We start from the raw sequence: 18,985 nt of genomic DNA, 5'->3' as shown, positions 1-18,985 counted from the left end.
ACACTGCAACACATAAGAATTGTACGGATTCGACAAAATCGGTGGCACACAAGCCACAGCCGAACGAATTCATTGCTTAACAGCCGGTTAACCGACAAATTGGTTGTAATTGCAGCTTGGCGTGCTCGCGCGGGGCGGCAATAGAACGCCGCACCCCGTCATCGGGCCGGAGGGAAACGCCCAAGCATGCTCTACTCGATTTGCCGCCCCCTGCTGTTCCGCATTCCCGCCGAGACTGCCCATCGCCTCACGATCGCTGCCCTCTCCGCGGCGCCGCGTGCGGGCCGCGCCGCGCCGCAGCCCCTGCTGTGCCAGCGAGTCGCAGGCCTCGTCTTTCCCAACCCGGTGGGCATCGCCGCCGGGTTCGACAAGAACGGCGAAGTGCCGGACGCGCTGCTCGGCCTGGGTTTCGGCTTTGTCGAGGCGGGAACGGTCACCCCGCGCCCGCAAGAGGGCAACCCCAAGCCACGCCTCTTCCGCCTTGTCGAGGACAACGCGGTGATCAACCGCATGGGCTTCAACAACGCGGGCGCGCAGGTGGTGGCGGCACGTCTCGCCGCCCGGCAGAATCGGTCCGGGGTCGTCGGTGCCAATATCGGGGCCAACAAGGATTCGACAGACCGCATCGCCGATTATGCAGCAATGACCCGGATCATGGCGCCGCTTGCCAGCTACCTCACTGTCAACATCAGCTCGCCCAATACGCCGGGCCTGCGCGCGCTGCAGGATCCCGCCGCGCTGGCAGAACTGCTCGATTCCGTGATCGAGGCGCGCGGCGCTCTGCCGACCAAGCTGTTCCTGAAACTCGCCCCCGATCTCACCAGCACCGATATCGATGCCATCTGCAAGATCGCGATCGACAAACGGCTCGACGCACTGATCGTGAGCAATACGACGATCACCCGCCCTTCGCTGCGCTCGCCGCTCGCGGTAGAGACCGGCGGCCTCTCGGGCGAACCGCTGCGCCCGCTGGCACTGCAGGTGCTGCGCGATTTTCGCTCCGCCACCGGCGGCACCCTTCCGCTGATCGGTGTGGGCGGCATCGCCAGCGTGGACGATGCCTGGGCACGGATCTGCGCCGGGGCGAGCCTGATCCAGATCTACAGCGCGCTGGTCTATGAAGGACCGGGCCTCGTGCGGCGGATCGTCGACGGCCTCGCCAAGCGCGTGAGCGCCGAAGGCATGTGCAGCATTGCCGAGGCCGTCGGCAGTGCATAACGCTGCACTATGGCTTTCCGTTTCGTCCGCTCGCTTGCGCCCGCCGCGCTGTTCGTTCTTGCCCAGGCTTGCGCGCCGCTGCCCAACGCGGCCCGGCCCGCAAACGCGCCTGCACCCACCGCACCGCTCGCGGCGGAGGACATGGGCGTCGTCACGGCCGCCGATCCGCGCGCTGCGGCAGCAGGGGCGGAAATGCTGCGCCTTGGCGGATCGGCCACCGATGCCGCGATTGCCGTCATGCTTGCGCTCACCGTGGTCGAGCCGCAGAGCTCCGGCATCGGCGGCGGCGGCTTTCTCGTGACGGCCGACGCGGCTGGCACGGTCGAAAGCTTTGACGGGCGCGAGATGGCGCCTGCCGCTGCGACGCCGAACTGGTTCACCGCCGATGGCAAGGTGCTGAGCCACAGCGACGCCGTCCCCGGCGGGCGCAGCGTCGGGGTGCCGGGGAACTTGCGCCTTGCCGCCACGGTACATGCCCGCAGTGGCAAGCTTCCGTGGCGCGTGCTGTTCGGCCCGGCAATCCGGCTCGCAGGCGATGGCTTCGCGATCACACCGCGGCTTGCCAGCACGCTGGCCCTGGCGCCCGATATTGCCGGGCTCGATCCCGCCGGGCGCGCCCTGTTCTTCGGGGCGGACGGGGCACCGCTCCCTGTCGGCACCGTGGTGCGCAACCCTGCACTCGCCGCCACGTTCGAAAAGATCGCCGCGCTCGGGGCGGACAGCTTCTATCTGGGCGGCAATGCCAAGGCGATCGCCGCCAAGGTCGGCACAAGCCCCCGCAACCCCGCGCCGATGTCCACCGCCGATCTGGCGGGTTACAAGGCCAAGCGGCGCGATCCCGTCTGCGGCCGCTACCGTGTGTGGCGGGTGTGCAGCATGGGCCCGCCCTCGGCCGGCGGCGTGACCGTGCTACAGACGCTGGGCATGCTCGAACGCTTCGATCTCAAGGCCATGGGCCCCGCCTCGCCCACCGCGTGGCATCTGATCGCCGAGGCGGAGCGGCTCGCCTTCGCCGACCGCGACACCTGGCTCGCCGATCCCGATTTCGTCCCGGTGCCCACCGCTGGGCTGATCGACCCTGCCTATGTCGCCGCGCGCTCGGCGCTGATTTCGGATAGCGCGACGATGGCCGATGTGGCCCCCGGCAAACCCGCCGGCGCGAGCGACCGCTTCGCCATGGCCGGCCCCATCCCCGAGAACGGCACGACGCACTTCGCCGCTGTCGATCGCTGGGGCAACGCCGCGAGTTACACCTCCACCGTCGAAAGCGCCTTCGGTTCGGGCCTCGTGGTCGGCGGCTACTACCTCAACAACGAACTGACCGACTTCAACCTCGCCCCCGACCGCAATGGCAAGCCCACCGCCAACCGCGTCGAAGGCGGCAAGCGCCCGCGCAGCTCGATGAGCCCGGTCGTGGTCTATGGCCCCGATGGCCACCTGCGCCTGATCGCGGGCGCGGCGGGCGGCTACACCATCCCGCCGCAGGTGATCCGCGTGATCATCGGCACGCTCGACTGGAACCTCTCCGCGCGCGAGGCCATCGCGCAGGGCATCGTGATGCCCGCCCCCGGCGTGCTCGCGGTAGAATCCGGCACGCCGCTTGCCGCAATGGTCCCGGCGCTTCAGGCACTCGGCCACACCAAGGTCGTCGCGGTGCCGCTGCGCCTCAAGGCCAATGCCATTGAATGGGTCCCCGGCGAGAACGGCAAGTACCACTGGGTCGGCGCTGCCGATCCCAGAAGCGAAGGCGCAACTGCCTCGCCCTGAACCATATCCACAGGGCTGCTTGCCCTTCCGCGACGGCACTCCTAGTTTCCGGGCCAAACAAAAGGCCCGCCCGTGCGGGCACCAGTGGGCCAGGGGATCGTCATACCGTGCAGCTTTCCGATTTTGCGTCCTATCCCAATCTCGTCGCCATGTTCCTCGATCGGGCGGAGTTCTTCGGGGATCGTCCGTTCCTCTGGGCCAAGCGCGGCGGCAGCTGGACTTCACTGAGCTGGCGCGAGGCGGCGGATCAGGTCTGCTGTCTTGCGGAATCGCTGCGCAGCCTCGGCCTCGATCCGGGCGACCGGGTGGTGCTCGTCTCGGAAAACCGCCCCGAATGGTGCATCGCCGATCTCGCGATCATGGCCGCCGGGCTCGTCACCGTGCCCGCCTATGTCACCAACACCGAGCGTGACCACGCCCATGTGCTCGAAAACTCGGGTGCGCGCGCGGTCATCGTCTCCAATACCAAGCTTGCCCAGCCGCTGCTCACCGCCTGCCTCAGCGCGACGCAGGTGGCGCACATCATCGGCATGGAGCCGCTGCGCCGCATGCAGTCCGAACGCATCGGCTTCCACGATTGGTCGGCGCTCACCGCCAGCGATGCCGTCCCGGCGCGCCTTTCGGTGGCGGCGCGCGTGGCCGCGATCAGCCGCAGCGAAACCGCCTGCATCATCTACACCAGCGGCACCGGCGGCGCCCCGCGCGGCGTGTGCCAGCACCACGGCGCGATCCTGTGCAATGTCGATGGTGCGGCGCATATCCTCGCCGAAGACCTCGGCTGGGATCCCACCGGCAAGGAAACCGAGGCGTTCCTCTCGTTCCTGCCACTGAGCCACGCCTACGAGCACACCGGCGGCCAGTACCTCCCCATCGGCATGGGCGCGCAGATCTACTATGCGGAAGGGCTGGAAAAGCTCGCCAGCAATATCGAGGAGACGCGCCCCACGCTGATGGTCGTCGTCCCGCGCCTGTTCGAAGTGCTGCGTGCGCGGATCATGAAGCAGGTCGAAAAGCAGGGCAAACTGCCGAACTATCTGATGGCCCGCGCCCTCGCGATCGGCGCGCGCAAGGCCGAGGGGGCCAATGTGCTGCGCCGCCTGATCGATGCGCCGATGGACTTCTTCATCGAACGCACCTTGCGCCCCAAGATCCGCCAGCGCTTCGGCGGCCGGATCAAGGCCATGGTTTCGGGCGGCGCGCCGCTCAATCCCGATGTCGGCCTGTTCTTCGATGCCATGGGCCTCACCATGCTGCAGGGCTATGGGCAGACCGAATCCGGTCCGGTGATCAGTTGCAACCGGCCCAAGGTGGGCCTCGCGATGGACACGGTTGGCCCGCCAATGCGCGGGGTCGAAGTGAAGATCGCCGACGACGGCGAAATCCTCGTGCGCGGCGAACTCGTCATGCACGGCTATTGGCGCAATGATGCCGAAACGCTGCGCGCCATCCCGCAGGACGGCCCGCAGGCAGGCTGGCTCCACACCGGCGATATCGGCCACTTCGATGCAAAGGGCCGCATCAAGATCACCGACCGCAAGAAGGACATGATCGTCAACGACAAGGGCGACAACGTCTCCCCCCAGCGGATCGAGGGCATGCTCACGCTTCAGCCGGAGATCGGGCAGGCGATGGTCTCGGGCGACAAGCGGCCCTACATCGTTGGGCTCATCGTCCCCGATGCCGAATGGGCGATGGAATGGTCGCGCGCGCAGGGCGAAAAGTTCGACATGGCCGCGCTCTCCGATCTCCCCGCTTTCCGCACCGCGATCCGCGCCGCGGTGGACCGGGTGAACAAGGACCTCTCGGTGATCGAAAAAGTCCGCCAGATCGCCTTGGCAGACGAGCCCTTCACCATCGACAACGAGGAAATGACCCCCTCGATGAAGATCCGTCGCCACAAGATCAAGGCACGCTACGGGGCGCGGATCGACGGGTTGTATAAGGGGTGAGCCAACGACAGGTGCGACTTGATCGTGCTGCCAGACTGGACTAAGTTCATCTGGCTAAGTCCGGAGTCAGCCGTGCATACCGTCAATATCCACGAAGCCAAAACCCAGCTCTCCAAGCTCGTGGCGCGCGCTGCTGCTGGCGAGGACATCATCGTCGCAAAAGGCGGCAAGCCCACCGCGCGGCTCGGCCCGCTCGAGGAAGCGCCGAAAAAGCGCAAACTGGGCTGGTTGCAAGGCCAGATCGATGTGCCGAACGATATCAAGACGCCGTTCAAGGACGACATCGAGGCCATGTTCGGTGATCGGCCCGACAAGTTCACATGAAGCTGATGCTCGACACCCACTTGCTCATCTGGACCGCTGCTGCACCGGACAAGCTGAGCAAGAAGGCACGCAAACTGATCGAGGACCGGGACAACGAGATCGCCTTCAGCGCTGTGAGCATCTGGGAAATCGCAATCAAGTACGCGCTCCAGCGGCCGGACTTCAATGTCGATCCCCACCTCGTGCGGCGTGGCTGCCTCGACAACGCCATGACAGAACTCGCGATGACGAGCGCGCATGCCATTACCGCCGCCTCGCTTCCGCCGATCCACAAGGACCCGTTCGATCGCTTGCTCATCGCCCAGGCGATGGCAGAAGGCGTCACGCTGCTCACGGCGGACGAGGCCATCGCGCGGTATCGCGGGCCGATCAGGCTGGTCTGAGCAGGCAAATCGCTTTACGCTCGCAGGCGATGCTCCCCACGTCCTTCCGCTCCCGGCTCCGCGCGTTTCGCGACATGCGCGGCGAGCCGCCCGAACCGGGCTTCATTGCCGATCTCGAATTCCTCGAGAACCGCGATCTCGATCTCTCGGTGCGGCTGGGCGCGATGCTCGGGTTCAACGCGCTGATGATCACCATCGGCACCCACCCGATCTCGGCCAGCCCCGGCGCACCGCTTTCGGTCGACGCGGCCACCCAGCCACTGCTGGTGCTCGCCAGCCTGATTGGTATCGCGCCGCTGATCGTCTCCTGCGCACTCGCCTTGCGCGCCATGCTGCTGGGCGAGGAATTCGATGCCGAAGGTCTGGAAGGCGATGCCGCGCTGCGCCAGCGCCTGTTCGCCAGCTTCGTTCACTCCATAGACGCGCAGGCCCGGCACTTGCGCCTTGCTATCCGCTGGACCATCGCCGGCGGCGCGCTCACGCTGGCGGTGTGGGCCGCCATACTCATCGAAAAGATGGTCTGATACCCCTCACGGTTCGGCGATATTGAACGCCCCCGGCATCGGATCGAGCGCCGCCAGCCACGCTTCCACCGCCGCGCGGTCGCCCTCCACTTTGAGCCCCGCCATTTCCAGCTGCGCCAGCGGCATTTTCAGGAACAGCAGCCCCAGCAGCAGGCGGCGCGGGGCTGTCAGTGTCGCGGTGGCTCCCGGCGCTGCGCCAATGCGCGCCAGCATCGCAGTGCCGGTCAATTCCACGCCCGCCGTCTCGCCGCGCTCGGGCATTACGAGGTTGATCGCGGTGTGCCGCCCCGCAAGCTTCGCCGGATCGATCCGTGTCGCCACCGAATCGAGCAGCAGCTGCGTCGGCACCGCCGCGATCATGTCCTGGCTCTGGCTTGATGTGGCAGAGGCAATCCGCCCGTTGCGCAGCTCGCTCGCGGCGGCAAGGAACTGGTTACGCCAGATCGCGCTCTCCGCCTGATAGCCCTGCTGCTCATAGCTGTCTGCCAGCAAGGCGCGCGCGGCCTTGTTGGCAGGATCGGCGAACACCGCAGCGCTGAGCAGTTCGGACGACCAGCGGTAATCCCCGGCCTTCATCGCCGCCCGCGCTTGCGCGATCACTTTGGCCGGCCCGCCGATTGCCGCAACCAGCCGCTTGGCGTGCTCGGCCGCGGGCCATGGGTTCAGGTTCGCGGGCACCGCGTCGTACCAGCCAAGATAGAACTGATAGACCGCCTTCGAATTGTGGCTGTAGGTCCCGTAGTAGCCATGGTTGAACCAGTCCGCCGCGAGGCTGGCGGGCTGCACCAAAGCTTCCGCAATCTCCGCCGGAGTCTCGCCCCGGTTCATCAGCCGCAAGGTTTGATCGTGCAGCACGCGGTAGTTGTCGCGCTGGCTCGCCAGCATCCGGCTCACTTCCGCCTGCCCGAAGCGCGGCCAGCAATGGCTCGAGATCACCGCATCGCTGCGAGGACCGTAAAGCCGCAGCGCCTCATCCAGATAGCCCGCCCAAGCCCGCGTATCGCGCACCTTGGCCCCGCGCGGGGTGAGGATATTGTGCAGCGAACAGGTGCTCATCTCGGCCGAAAGCAGCACCTTCGGCCCGGGAAGATAGACGTTGAGCTCGCTCGGCGCCTCGCTTCCCGAAACGATCTGGAACTCCATCGCCACGCCGTCGACCACCCGCGTCTCGCCGGTCTTGCTGATGGAATCAGAGGGCGCAACCAGCGTGATCGTGCCGGAGGATACGCCAAGCCCGATGCCGCTGCCCATCTGCCCCTGCGCGCCGGGCACAAGCCCACCGCCGAACTGGTACTGCGCGCGCCGCCCCATTGCGGAGCCGGCAAGGATGTTCTCGCTCGCCGCTTCCTCGATGAAATGGGCAGGCGCGATGACCTGCGCCTTGCCCGCCGCCACATCCGGCTCCGCAATAACCCCGCGCACGCCGCCGAAGTGATCTGCGTGGCTGTGGCTGTAGATTACCGCCGAAACCGGCCTTGCGCCCAACTGTGCGTTGACCAGCGCCAGCGCCGCCGCTGCCGTCTCTTTCGTGGTCAGCGGATCGACCAGTATCCAACCGGTCGCGCCCCGGATCACGGTCATGTTCGAAACGTCGAACCCGCGCACCTGCCACACCCCGTCCGCCACCGCGTAGAGGCCGTGCTTCCTGAGCAAGCCCACCTCGCGCCACAGCGAAGGGTTCACGCTTGCGGGCGCCGGGCCCGAAACCCAGTCATAGGCGGCCATGTTCCACACCGGCTTGCCCGCAGCGTCGCGGATCACCGGATCACCGGCGCTCGCCACAAAACCTTGCGCGGCAAAGGCAGCATCGCGCCCGTCTTCCTGCGGCAAGGCTGCCGCCACGGCCTGTTGCGCCGCGAGCGTCGCCGCGCTTGCGGGCTTGGGTGCGAGCGCCGGATCGGCAGGCACATTGACGGGCCCATTGGCGGGTGGTGCGGCCAGCGCCAATCCCGGTAAAGCGGCCACCGCCCCCAAAGCCAGCCGCATCGCGCGCACGCGAAAATCCATCGCCATCCCCTCCTGTCGTTTTTATAATGCCAGCTTGTCCGCTCGCGTTGCGGCTGACAAGAGGGGGCAAATTCCGGCCCCCTGCAATCAACACAAGCCAAACCGCTCCGATTGGTCTATGGGGCGCGCATCTTCCGGCGTGGAGGCGGTGCGTTCTGGCCGCCAACGCATGTCCGGGCACACGTCCTTCCCCCGAAAGCCCTATGCCCTTTTCCAAACTCCCCCCCGCCCTCGGCGCCGCCGTGGCAGCACGCGGCTATGCCGCACCCACGCCGGTGCAAGCCGCCGTCCTCGAAGCCGAAGCCGAGGGGCGTGACCTTGTCGTCTCCGCGCAGACCGGCTCGGGCAAGACCGTCGCTTTCGGTCTCGCCATGGCCGCGCAGTTGCTCGCCGGTGAAGACCGCATGGGCCCCGCCGGCGCGCCGCTCGCGCTGGTGATTGCCCCCACCCGCGAACTCGCGCTGCAGGTCAGCCGCGAGCTGGAGTGGCTCTACGAACAGACCGGCGCGCGCATCGCCACCTGCGTCGGCGGCATGGACGCCTCGCGCGAACGCCGCGCGCTGGGTTATGGCACACACATCGTCGTCGGCACCCCGGGCCGCCTGCGCGATCACCTTGAACGCGGCGCGCTGCAACTCTCCGCGCTGCGCGTGGCGGTCCTCGACGAAGCCGACGAAATGCTCGACATGGGCTTTCGCGAAGACCTTGAGGCGATCCTTGACGCGACTCCGCAGGAACGCCGCACGATGCTGTTTTCAGCAACGATGCCCGCGCCCATCGTCGCGCTCGCCCGCCGTTACCAGCACAATGCACTGCGCATTTCCACGGTCACCGAGGAACGCGGCCACGGCGATATCGATTATCAGGCGATGGCCGTCGCCCCCGCCGATATCGAGAACGCGGTCGTCAACCTGCTGCGCTTCCACGAAGCGGAAACCGCGATGCTGTTCTGCGCCACGCGCGACAATGTCCGCCGCCTCCACGCCAGCCTGACCGAGCGCGGCTTTGCGGTCGTCGCGCTTTCGGGCGAGCACAGCCAGAGCGAGCGCAACCATGCGCTGCAGGCCCTGCGCGATCGCCGCGCGCGCGTTTGTGTTGCCACCGATGTCGCCGCACGCGGGATCGATCTGCCGTCCTTGAGCCTCGTCGTCCATGTCGAGATTCCGCGCGATGCCGAAACGCTGCAGCACCGTTCGGGCCGCACCGGGCGCGCGGGCAAGAAGGGTACCGCCGTGCTGATCGTGCCCTATCCGCGCCGCAAGCGGGTGGAAGCCATGCTGCGCGGCGCGCGCATTCCGGCGCAGTGGGTGCCAGCGCCTTCTGCCGCCGATATCCGCGCGGCCGATAATGACCGGATGATGGCCGCGCTCCTCGCGCCTGTCGAGGCGAGCGAAGAAGACCGTGCGCTCGCGACCCGGCTCCTCGCCGAACGCAGCGCCGAAGATATCGCCGCCGCGCTCGTGCAGGTTCACCGCGCCCGCCTTCCTGAGCCCGAGGATATGATGAGCGGCAGTGATGCCGGCCCGCCCGCGCAGCGCGAGCCGCGCCCCGGCTTCGAGCAGAGCACCTGGATGCGGCTCAACTTCGGGCGCGACCAGAACGCTGATCCGCGCTGGATCCTGCCGCTGCTCTGCCGCCGCGGCCATGTCAGCCGCAGCGAGATCGGCGCGATCCGTATCACTGCGCAGGAAACGCTGTTCGAAGTGCCGACCGCGATCGCCGCCCGCTTCATGGACGCCGTGCGCCGCACCGCCGAGGAAGCCGACGAGTTCGAAATCGGGCCGATGGATGGTGCCCCGCGCGACGAAGCCCGCAAGCATCGCCGCGAAGGGAAGCCGAACCACGCGCCCAAGCCCTATCGCCAGGCCGGCCGCCCCGAAGCGCCGAAGAAGCCGCACCGCAAGGGCACCTGGCGGGCGAAGCCTGACCGGGCCAAGTAACAGCGAAGAGGTAGACAACTAATTTCGTCGTTGCGAGCCTGGCGAAGCGACGACGAAAGGACGGTCAGCCTCAGGCGGCTTCTTCCATTTCGACATAGTCCGGGAAGAAGCGCGGCGCGCACATCGACCAGGCCGGCGCAGTCGCGGCGGCTTCGCTGATCGACTGGAGCAGTTCCTTGCGGCGCTCCGGGCGGATGTGCGGCAGGGCGGCGGCGCCGCAGAACGCGCCCGGCAGCCAGGGGCGCACTTCGGCGCCAAGCAGGCGTTCGTAGAGGAAGCGATAGGCCGAGAAGCATTCGATCCGGCCCTGCGCCAGATCGAACGTGGTGACACGCAGCAGCGGGCCCATCACGGTTTCAAGGTCCTCGAGGCCAGCGCCCTCGCCGGTTTCGAGCTCGTTTTTCAGCAGGCTGCGCAGCAGCTTGAGGTCTTGATAGATCACGTACTGGGTGCGGATCGAGGCCGCTTCGGCAGGTCCGCGTGCCCAACGCCGGAAGGCGTCATGGCGGGCGAGGCCGACATCGAGGCTGCGCCGGATATAACGCTGCTCGCACGGCGAAAATCCGGCAAACTCCCGCATTTCGGTCAGAATGGTCTGCGCTGTCTTCGTCGTGGCCATGAGCCCCTCGCTTCGCTTTTCCCGCCGGACAATCCCGTTCCCGTCCGGTGTATGGGCAGATGGTAAGCTTGCTCGGTTAGGAAGAGATTAATTGGTTAATGCGCTACGTGCCGGGTGATTCCGGGCAATACTTTTCAAGACATGGCAGGGTGACAGCCGACTGCCCCGGCGCTAGGGCCTCCCGGCAATGACCGTTTTGCGCGCCCTCGTCCTGCGTCACCACCTGCTGGCCATGGTGCTGGTCGGGGCGGCGCTGTGCCTGCGCATGGTCATGCCGGCAGGCGTCATGGTCGCGCCCGAGGCGAAGGTCCTGACAATCCGCATTTGCGTCGACAGTCTCGATCACGATGCGATCGCACAAGTTGCCGTTCCGATGAAGGGGACGGCGGGCAAGAGCGGCAGTTCGGGAGGCAGTTCGGGCAAGGGCGAATGCGCGTTCTCCTCGCTGTCGATGGCCGCGACGGGCGGTGCCGATGGTATCCTGCTGGCGCTCGCGCTCGCCTTCATCCTCACGCTGGGCTTTGCGCCCACACCCGCCCCGCGCCCCCGGCGGCTTTCCCGCCTGCGCCCCCCCTTGCGCGGACCGCCGCTCTCCCTCTGACGGAACAGGCCGCCCGGCCCTCCTGCGCGCCGGGCACACTTTCCCGATGAACCGCGCGCGCCACGGCGCGCCGGTGCGGAGCATGATTTCCCATGAAGACGTCACTCATTGCCCTTGCCGCCATCATGGCGGTGGCCACTCCTGCGCGCGCCGAAGAGGCCGCAGCCCCCGAAAACACCGACAACCGCGACATCATCGTCACGGGCACCAAGCTTTCCGGCGATTTCGGCGCCAAGTCCGGCATACCCATCGCGCGGCTGCCGCAATCGATCCAGATCATCACCGCCGAGGATATCATAGAGCGCGGCGCGCGTTCGGTCGGCGATCTCCTGCGCACCGTGCCCAGCGCCAACCCCGGCTTCTCGCGCGTCGGCCCGTATCAGTCCTTCAGCCTCAAGGTGCGCGGCTTTCTTGCCGATCAGATGCGCAACGGCATCCGCCAGCGCTACTACGAGGACGTCGATGCCTCTGCGCTCTCGAACATCGAGCGGGTCGAAGTGCTCAAGGGCCCCTCGGGCGTGCTCTACGGCCAGTCGGCGGTAGGCGGCATCGTCAGCGTGGTGACGCGCCAGCCGGAAGAGCGGCAGTTCGGCAGCTTCGCACTGACGGCGGGGCAGTTCGACCAGAAAATGCTGACCTTCGACATGAACACCGGCCTCGCTCCCGGCCTTGCGGTGCGTGTGACGGGCGAAGTCGAGCGTTCGGGCACCTTCGTCGATTTTCAGGATCTCAATCGCAAGAACGTGGCGCTGAACCTGCGCTACGCGCCGTCAGACAGCGTGACCGCGCATCTCGTCGCCGAATATGTCGAGCGCGATACGCGGCGCAATCCGGGCTTGCCGTTGGCGGGCACGGTCAAGGATGGAGTTCCGGCACTGCGGCGCGGGCTCTACCTTGGCGAACCGGCGGTCGATACGCTCACCGCAGATGCACCGCTGGTGCAGACCTGGGTCGATGTGCGGCTCGCCGATGGCTGGACGGTGACACCGCGCCTGCAATACCAGGAATTCAACAGCGCGTTCACGCAGATCCGCCTGCGCGCGCCCGATGCAGCAAACCCGGCGCTCATCAACCGCAACGGCCGCCGTGGGCGCGAGGATGACAGCTACACCATCGCACAGCTCGATCTGGCGGGCCGCTTGGTGACGGGCCCGTTCACCCACAAGCTTCTGATGGGCTATGAATACGACCACGAACGCAGCCGCTTCACTCAGTACAACCTTACCAACGTAACCCCGATCAACGTGCTGGCGCCTGTCTATGGCTTCAGCAGCACGGCCCCTGCCGGCACCTTCGCCTTCGATGGGTTCTATAATATCGACGGCCATGCGCTCTATGCGCAGGACCAGATCGATATCACCCCGCGCTGGAATGTGATCGGGGCGGCGCGGCATAGCTGGATCGACGCGCGCGACGGCGACTATGGCGGAGCAACCAACAACCGCGCGAAGACGAGCACGACGATCTGGCAGCTGGGATCGACCTACCGCGTGACGGACGCCGTCTCGCTCTACGCCGGATACAACACCGGCTTCGACGTGGAGAACACCGCGGGGGCGCGCACCCGCACCGGGACGCCGCTCCAGCCCGAACGCTCGAACCAGGCCGAAGCGGGGTTGAGGGTGCGCACGGGCACGCTGCGCGCGAGCCTCGCGGTGTTCCAGATCAAGCGCGTCAATGCGGTCACCGCCGATCCGGTCGATCCCGATTTCAGCGTCAACGCGGGCGAACAGCGTGTGCGCGGGATCGAGTTCGAGGGCGAATGGCAGCCGCTGGAATGGTGGGAGCTGAGTGCAGGCTATGCGCTGATGGACGGCAAGGTCACCCGCAGCAATGATGGCATCGCGGGCAAGCGGATCGGCGACCTGCCGCGCCACAGCCTGACCGCGCGGACCAGCATTGCGGTGCCGGGCACGCCGCTCACCCTGCGCGGCGGGGTGAACCATGTGACGAGCCGCGCGCTGGTTGACGGGAGCGATACCACGCTGCCCGCCTATACGCTGGCGGATATCGGGGTGGGCCTGTCGCTCAAGCCCTTCCGCATCGATGCCACGCTGAGCAACCTGCTGGACGAGCGGTACTTCACCGCATCGGGCAACGGGTTTGCGGTCTATCCCGGCGATCCGCGTACGCTGAGCGTGCGCGTGTCGGTCGGCTTCTGAGGGAGGCGCGGTCCATGGCAAACGCAGATGAACCTGTCCGCCCGCATGGCTACCGCGCGGTGTGGCGCTGGCATTTCTACGCCGCGCTGTGGACTGCACCGCTGCTGATCGTGCTGACCTTGAGCGGCGCGATCTACCTGTTCGACCGCGAGATCGACGCGTGGTGGAACCGCAGCGTGCAGACGCTTGCGCCTGCTCCCGGCCTCGCCGCGCTGCCGCTCGAACGGCAGGAGGCAATCGTGAAGGCAGCGCATCCGGGCGCGACGGTGCTGCGGGTGCGTCTGCCCTTCACGGCAGACGAGGCGACGATCTGGACGGTGCGGCAGGCGGAGGGCTCCGCGCAGGACGTGTTCCTCGATGCAGGGCGCGGCCGCATCACCGGCACGGCGGACCCGGCGCTCCAGCCGACCAATCTGGTGCGCAAGGTGCATGGCACTTTCTTCGCCGGGGAAATCGGCAGCCATGTGGTCGAAATCGTGGCCTGCTGGACACTGGTGATGATGGCGACAGGCGTGTGGTTGTGGTGGCCGCGCAAGTGGAAGGTGCGGGGCGTGTTTGTCCCGCGCCTCTCCGCCGGAGGCCGCCGCATGTGGCGCGATCTCCATGCCATACCCTCCATCTTCCTTGCAGGGTTCGTGATCCTGCTGGTGCTGACCGGGCTGCCGTGGTCCGCCTTCTGGGGCGCGCAGTTCGCAAAGCTGGGCGAAGTCGTGCCCTTCATCGCGCCCTCGCCCAATTTCCACGCACCGCCCGAGGCGGACGGACGGCCCGCCGCCGATCCGCATGCCATGCACAAGATGATGGCCATGCCACCCGCCGATCCGAAGCTGCCGTGGACGATCCGCCACAGCGCCATGCCGCAAGGTTCGGGCAGCGGCCCCATCGGCATCGCGCGCGTGGAGGCGCTACTCCCCCTGCTCGACCGCGCCCATTTCGGCGAAGGCGTGCGGATCATCTACCCGCAGGGGCCCAAGGGCGTGTTCACCGTGTCCTACGTGCCCGACAAGGCCGAGGGGCAGCGCACGCTCTACATGGACCCCGGCACCGGGCGTGTGCTGGGCAATGTGGGGTGGGCGGATTACAGCCCGGTCGCCAAGGCGGTCGAATGGGGCGTGATGACGCACATGGGGCGGCAGTATGGCCTCGCCAACCAGCTCGCCAATCTGGCGGTGTGCCTGATGCTCGTCGGCAGCGTGTCGGCGGGGCTGGTGCTGTGGTGGCGGCGCCGTCCGCAAGGCGAACTCGGCGCACCAGTGTTGCAGCCGGGGGATCGCATGCCGGCCGGCGTCAAGGTGCTGCTGGCGGTGCTGGCCGTGCTGTTTCCGCTGGTCGGGGCGACGATGCTGCCCGCGCTCGCGTGGGGCCGTTTGCGCCGTTAGCGGCGGCGGTAGCGGAAATACCAGACCTCGTGCCCCTGCGCGCGGGCCTTGGCCTCGTAGCGGGTCTCGGGCCAGCCGCCGGGGCGGGTCTGGAAATCCGCGGCCTTCTGCGCGAGCCATTCGAACTGGTCGGTGTGGCCGCGCATGATCATCAAGGCATGGCGCAGATAGACCGGGTGATCGGTGCCGAAACGGAATTCTCCGCCCGGCTTCAGCTTGCGCGCGATGAGGTCCACCGGCCCGTCGTTCATCATCCGGCGCTTGGCGTGGCGCGCCTTGGGCCAGGGATCGGGGTGGAGCAGATAGACGAACGAGAGCGCGCCATCGGGCACCCGCGCCAGCACTTCCAGCGCATCGCCGTGGTGGATGCGCACGTTGCGGATCGGCATGCCGGTGGCGCTGCCATCAGACCCGCGCCCGCCATCGACGTGGACCAGCGCCTGCGCCACGCCGTTGAGGAAAGGCTCCGCGCCAATGAAACCATGATCGGGCAGCATGTCCGCCCGCCCCGCCATATGCTCGCCGCCGCCGAAGCCGATCTCGAAATGCAGCGGGCGCGCGTCGCCGAACAACGCCTCCGCCGTGACCGGCCCTTCATCAGGCACCGCGATCTGCGGCAGCAGCGTATCGATCAGGGCCTGCTGACCTGCACGCAGGGGCTTGCCCTTGGCGCGGCCATAGAGACGGTTGATGGTGAGCGGATCGCCCGGCTTGTGCGCGGTCATGGTGCGCGCCTGTGGCAGCGAGGCCCCAAATGGTCAATGCGCATGATCGGGCCGCTCAGAACCCGCGCCTGATCCCGATCGTCCAGCGGCGCGGCGCGCCCGGGCCAAGGAAGCGTGGCGAGGAAGCCCCCGGCGCTTCGGCGAGTGGAACCGAGCCGATCTCGCCAAAGGTGCCGAACGTGGCGTGCGCGCGGTCAAACAGGTTGCGCACTTCACCGAACAGCACGACATCGCGCAAGAGTTCGATCCCTGCGCGCACATCCACCAGTACATAGCCTCGCACCAGCGGGGCGCGGTTTGCTTCGTCGCCCAGCAAGACCTGCCCGGACCGCGCTGACAGCGTGCCGCCAAGGCTGAAGCGCCGCCATGCGCCAGCCTTTCCGGCCCCCATCTTCCCGGCATAGTCCAGATTGAGATTGGCGCTGTGGCGCGGCACGCCGGGCAGCCGATCGCCGGGCCGCACCGTGATCGCGCCGTCCGCTTCCGCATCCGGATTGCCGTGGCTGGCGATCCGCACCAGCGAGCGGTTGGTGGCATCGGTGAAGGCATAAGTCGCGCCCACCCTGAACCCGCCGCGCTGTGCCGTCAGAGAGAGCTCGACGCCCTGCCGCCGCGCGTCGCCAAGGTTCTGGAAATAGGCCCGGCCGCGCACGCCCGAAGCGATGCGGCGGATCTCGTCGCGGCTGTCCGCGCGGTAGACCGAGGCGAGCCAGGTCAGCCGCCAGCCGCCCACCGCGCCCTTGCCCGATGTGCCCAGCTCCCACGTCCGCGCCACGACCTGCCGCAGCGGCGGATCGGCAACGAAGAAGTTGGCGAGGCTGCATGGCGCTTCGGGATCGGCGCAGGAAAGCTCCGCCGGGGTGGGCGCGCGGTTCGTCTCGGCATAGCCAGCGCGCAGCGACAGGCCGGGGGCAGCGTCCCAGTCGAGCTCCAGACCGGGGTTCAGCCGGGTGAAGAAGTGCCGCCCATCGAGCGCCGTTCCCAGCTGGTCGTCCAGCCGGATCGCCGCGTAGTTGTAGCGCAGCCCCGCCTCCAGCCGCAGGCGTGGCCCCAGCGGCAGTGTCTCCGCCGCGAAGAACCCGGCATAGAGATTGCGGGTCACGACCGAGACCGGCGCAATCGCGTTATCGTCCTGCGCGATCACAGGGCCAGCGGCCTGCACGCCGCGCGTCGCATCAAGCATGCCGAGCGCGGTCGTCGCGGCAAAGGCGCTACGCCCGTAATCAAGGCTGGTGCCGAGCGTCAGCACGTTGCTGCCCCCCAGCAGCAGCCGCCGGTCGGTGATCTGCGCCAGCATGCCAAAGGCGCGCGAATGCAGCTCGCCGCGATTGAGCACGGCATAAGTGGGATCGCCCGCCAGCGCACCGATCGGACGGCCCAGCCGATCGGTGAGGACTTCGGCCTCCTCCTCACCCTCGTTCTCGGTTTCGAGGCAGAGCAGACCCGGCTCATCCTCGCACGGTTCGATATCGGCGGCATCGCCATTCAGCGCGCGGCTGGTCTGCCACTGCGCATAGACGGCCGCCTGCAGCCGCGTGGTGGGCGCGAGATCGGCCCAGGGGTGGAGGCTGACGCGGGTGAAGCGGTTCTCGGTGCGGTCGGGATGGGTGAACACCGCCGCGCGCCGCAAGGCAAGCAGATCCTCGGGCGAGGCGCCATTGCCGCTGAGGCCGGTGCTTGCCACGATCAGCTTGGCGTGGAGCCCGGCAGCCACGCCATCATAGCCGAGATCGGCATAGCCGCTGGCCAGGCGCGAGCTGCTGAAATCGCGCCAACCCTTCTCGCCGCGCGATTGCACGGCGGCAAACACGCTCCACCGGCCCGCCGCGCCGCCTGCTGCGAGGCTTGCGTCATGCGCACCATAAGCGCCGAGCGAGGCGTTGCCAGTCACGCCAGGCGCACTGCGCCCGGTCGCAGTTTCGAGCACCAGTGCGCCGCCGAGCGCATTTAGGCCGTAGACCGGGCTCGAATCGACCAATTCGACGTCACGCAGCGCCGCATCGGGCAGGAGATCGAGCGACACGGTATCGCCGAACGGCAGGTTGAACCGGGCACCGTCGAGGTATGCCGCCAGACCCTGCGACTGGCCCTGCGCGCCCGAGGCGGTCTGACCGCGATAGACCAGCACCGGCTGCCAGGGGTTGCCCTGCGCATCCTGCAAGGTGACACCGGGCAGCTGGCGCGTGAGCGCGCCGATGAGATCGGGGCGACCGCTGCGTGCCAGGTCTTCGCGCGAAAGGCCCAGCGCGTCGTCGCTGTCCACCCCGGCACCGGGCGCGGTAACGAGGATGGACTGCTCCGCTGCTTCCTGCGCGCGCGCGGCATCCGGCAGGCCACAGACCAGCAGGCCAGCGACGGCCGAGCATCCGGCAAGGTATGCGGTGAGCGACCCTCTCATCAAGGAGGCCCGGTATTCACTCCCGGCGCGCCAGACAAGAAATTTGGGATAGACGCCCGGCGGGGCATGTGGTCACTCAAAAACCATGTCGGCCATGGAACGTCTGACCGGTGCCCCCGCGCTTGGGCAAAGTTCGCTTGCGGAGAAGCTCAGCGCGCGCGAGCTTGAAGTGCTGCGGCTGCTGGCCGAGGGGCACACGATCAAATCGATCGCCGTCAAGCTCGACCGGACCGAAGCCTCGATCAACGAACGGCTACGCGATGCCCGCCGCAAAACCGGGGTGGGCAGCAGCCGCGAACTGGCGCGGCAGCTGGGTGCCCAGAAAATCTGGGACAGAAATCCTGATCTGGCAATGACATCCGCCGGGGCGGAAGGATCGGTCCAGCCCGCAAGCCGCGGGCTGTCAGGACCGAAAGGAAAGATTGCCATGCTCATCGCCATGCCACTCATCGCCGCAGGATCGCTGCTCATGGCAGCGGATGCCCCGTTCAACGCGGCCCGTCCGCAGGCTGCCCCGGCGGCCGCAAGCGCCGCGCACATCTCGCCGCTGGTCGGCCGCTGGGCGCTTGATGTGGCCCGCGTGCCCGCCGAAGAACGGCCGCGCAGCGTCACTATCAGTTTCAGCGTCGCGCCCGATCAGCGCTGGACCACTGCGGTGGAGATCGTGAACCCCGATGGCGGCACATTGCATGCCGAATCCACTGCCGCGCTCGATGCCGCGCCTGTGCCGGTGACCGGCAACATGGGCTTCATCGACAGCGGCTCACTGCGCCAGCCCGCGCCGGGAACACTGGTGATGACGCTGGGCAAGGACGGCGCACCGGTTTCGACGCGGGTCTATACCGTATCGCGTGATCGTCGCTCGATGACCGAGACGATCATCTGGGCCGGTACGGCCATGCCCAAGCTGGAAACCAATACCTTCCACCGGATCGGCTGAGCCCCCAAACGCAAGCGGCCCGCCATTGCTGACGGGCCGCTGCGCACGG

15 protein-coding genes are annotated in these 18,985 nt (G+C 67.5%); 11 read left to right on the top strand and 4 right to left on the bottom strand.

Annotated features, from left to right (window positions below):
- Window positions 1–186: 186 nt before the first annotated feature.
- The 6 genes from ACODS2_RS00195 to ACODS2_RS00170 all read left to right on the top strand — a co-directional run bounded on the left by ACODS2_RS00195 (window position 187) and on the right by ACODS2_RS00170 (window position 6,165).
- Complete coding sequence (locus ACODS2_RS00195) at window positions 187–1,218, top strand: quinone-dependent dihydroorotate dehydrogenase (protein WP_488997064.1); 1,032 nt, start codon at window positions 187–189, stop codon at window positions 1,216–1,218.
- Window positions 1,219–1,227: 9 nt separating this feature from the next.
- Window positions 1,228–2,985, top strand: coding sequence for a gamma-glutamyltransferase (gene ggt / locus ACODS2_RS00190; protein WP_488997063.1), 1,758 nt, complete (start codon window positions 1,228–1,230; stop codon window positions 2,983–2,985).
- A gap of 107 nt (window positions 2,986–3,092) precedes the next feature.
- Window positions 3,093–4,934 carry an AMP-dependent synthetase/ligase gene (locus ACODS2_RS00185; protein ID WP_488997062.1) on the top strand — a complete coding sequence of 614 codons (1,842 nt, stop codon included), beginning with the start codon at window positions 3,093–3,095 and terminating at the stop codon, window positions 4,932–4,934.
- Window positions 4,935–5,006: 72 nt separating this feature from the next.
- Window positions 5,007–5,258: a type II toxin-antitoxin system Phd/YefM family antitoxin gene (locus tag ACODS2_RS00180; RefSeq protein WP_488997061.1), complete on the top strand. Its 252-nt coding sequence runs from the start codon at window positions 5,007–5,009 to the stop codon at window positions 5,256–5,258.
- Complete coding sequence (locus ACODS2_RS00175) at window positions 5,255–5,641, top strand: type II toxin-antitoxin system VapC family toxin (protein ID WP_488997060.1); 387 nt, start codon at window positions 5,255–5,257, stop codon at window positions 5,639–5,641. Before ACODS2_RS00180 ends, ACODS2_RS00175 begins: the two co-directional genes overlap by 4 nt.
- 29 nt (window positions 5,642–5,670) lie before the next feature.
- Entirely contained in the window at window positions 5,671–6,165 is a 495-nt protein-coding gene (locus ACODS2_RS00170; protein WP_298172115.1) for a hypothetical protein, read from the top strand.
- Window positions 6,166–6,171: 6 nt separating this feature from the next.
- Here the strand turns inward: ACODS2_RS00170 and ACODS2_RS00165 are convergent, their stop codons facing one another.
- Window positions 6,172–8,172, bottom strand: coding sequence for an alkyl/aryl-sulfatase (locus ACODS2_RS00165; protein WP_488997059.1), 2,001 nt, complete (start codon window positions 8,170–8,172; stop codon window positions 6,172–6,174).
- Window positions 8,173–8,375: 203 nt separating this feature from the next.
- Here ACODS2_RS00165 and ACODS2_RS00160 point away from each other — a divergent pair, with 203 nt between their 5' ends.
- The gene (locus ACODS2_RS00160) at window positions 8,376–10,112 is read left to right on the top strand and encodes a DEAD/DEAH box helicase (protein ID WP_488997058.1); all 1,737 of its coding nucleotides are present in this window, start codon (window positions 8,376–8,378) and stop codon (window positions 10,110–10,112) included.
- Window positions 10,113–10,182: 70 nt separating this feature from the next.
- On the opposite strand, the gene ACODS2_RS00155 is transcribed toward ACODS2_RS00160, so the two are convergent.
- On the bottom strand, window positions 10,183–10,731 hold the full coding sequence (locus tag ACODS2_RS00155; RefSeq protein ID WP_298172107.1) for a hypothetical protein: 549 nt from the start codon (window positions 10,729–10,731) through the stop codon (window positions 10,183–10,185).
- Between the two features lie 187 nt (window positions 10,732–10,918).
- Here ACODS2_RS00155 and ACODS2_RS00150 point away from each other — a divergent pair, with 187 nt between their 5' ends.
- The 3 genes from ACODS2_RS00150 to ACODS2_RS00140 all read left to right on the top strand — a co-directional run bounded on the left by ACODS2_RS00150 (window position 10,919) and on the right by ACODS2_RS00140 (window position 14,873).
- Window positions 10,919–11,332: a hypothetical protein gene (locus ACODS2_RS00150; protein ID WP_488997057.1), complete on the top strand. Its 414-nt coding sequence runs from the start codon at window positions 10,919–10,921 to the stop codon at window positions 11,330–11,332.
- Window positions 11,333–11,424: 92 nt separating this feature from the next.
- A complete protein-coding gene (locus ACODS2_RS00145; protein ID WP_488997056.1) occupies window positions 11,425–13,494 on the top strand; it encodes a TonB-dependent receptor in 2,070 nt (689 codons plus the stop codon).
- Between the two features lie 14 nt (window positions 13,495–13,508).
- The gene (locus ACODS2_RS00140) at window positions 13,509–14,873 is read left to right on the top strand and encodes a PepSY-associated TM helix domain-containing protein (protein WP_488997055.1); all 1,365 of its coding nucleotides are present in this window, start codon (window positions 13,509–13,511) and stop codon (window positions 14,871–14,873) included.
- Here ACODS2_RS00140 and trmB read toward each other — a convergent pair.
- Together trmB and ACODS2_RS00130 are read right to left on the bottom strand one after the other, a co-directional pair.
- Window positions 14,870–15,598 (bottom strand): tRNA (guanine(46)-N(7))-methyltransferase TrmB, encoded by a 729-nt coding sequence (gene trmB / locus ACODS2_RS00135; protein WP_488997054.1) that lies wholly within the window; start codon window positions 15,596–15,598, stop codon window positions 14,870–14,872. The genes ACODS2_RS00140 and trmB overlap by 4 nt on opposite strands.
- Window positions 15,599–15,653: 55 nt before the next feature.
- On the bottom strand, window positions 15,654–17,996 hold the full coding sequence (locus tag ACODS2_RS00130) for a TonB-dependent receptor (RefSeq protein WP_488997053.1): 2,343 nt from the start codon (window positions 17,994–17,996) through the stop codon (window positions 15,654–15,656).
- Window positions 17,997–18,081: 85 nt separating this feature from the next.
- On the opposite strand from ACODS2_RS00130, the gene ACODS2_RS00125 reads away from it, so the two are divergent.
- Window positions 18,082–18,936 carry a helix-turn-helix domain-containing protein gene (locus tag ACODS2_RS00125; RefSeq protein ID WP_488997052.1) on the top strand — a complete coding sequence of 285 codons (855 nt, stop codon included), beginning with the start codon at window positions 18,082–18,084 and terminating at the stop codon, window positions 18,934–18,936.
- Window positions 18,937–18,985 lie beyond the last annotated feature (49 nt).

It is taken from the genome of Novosphingobium sp. FG137 (assembly GCF_057809735.1).
This window is presented reverse-complemented; position numbering and strand designations above follow the sequence as displayed.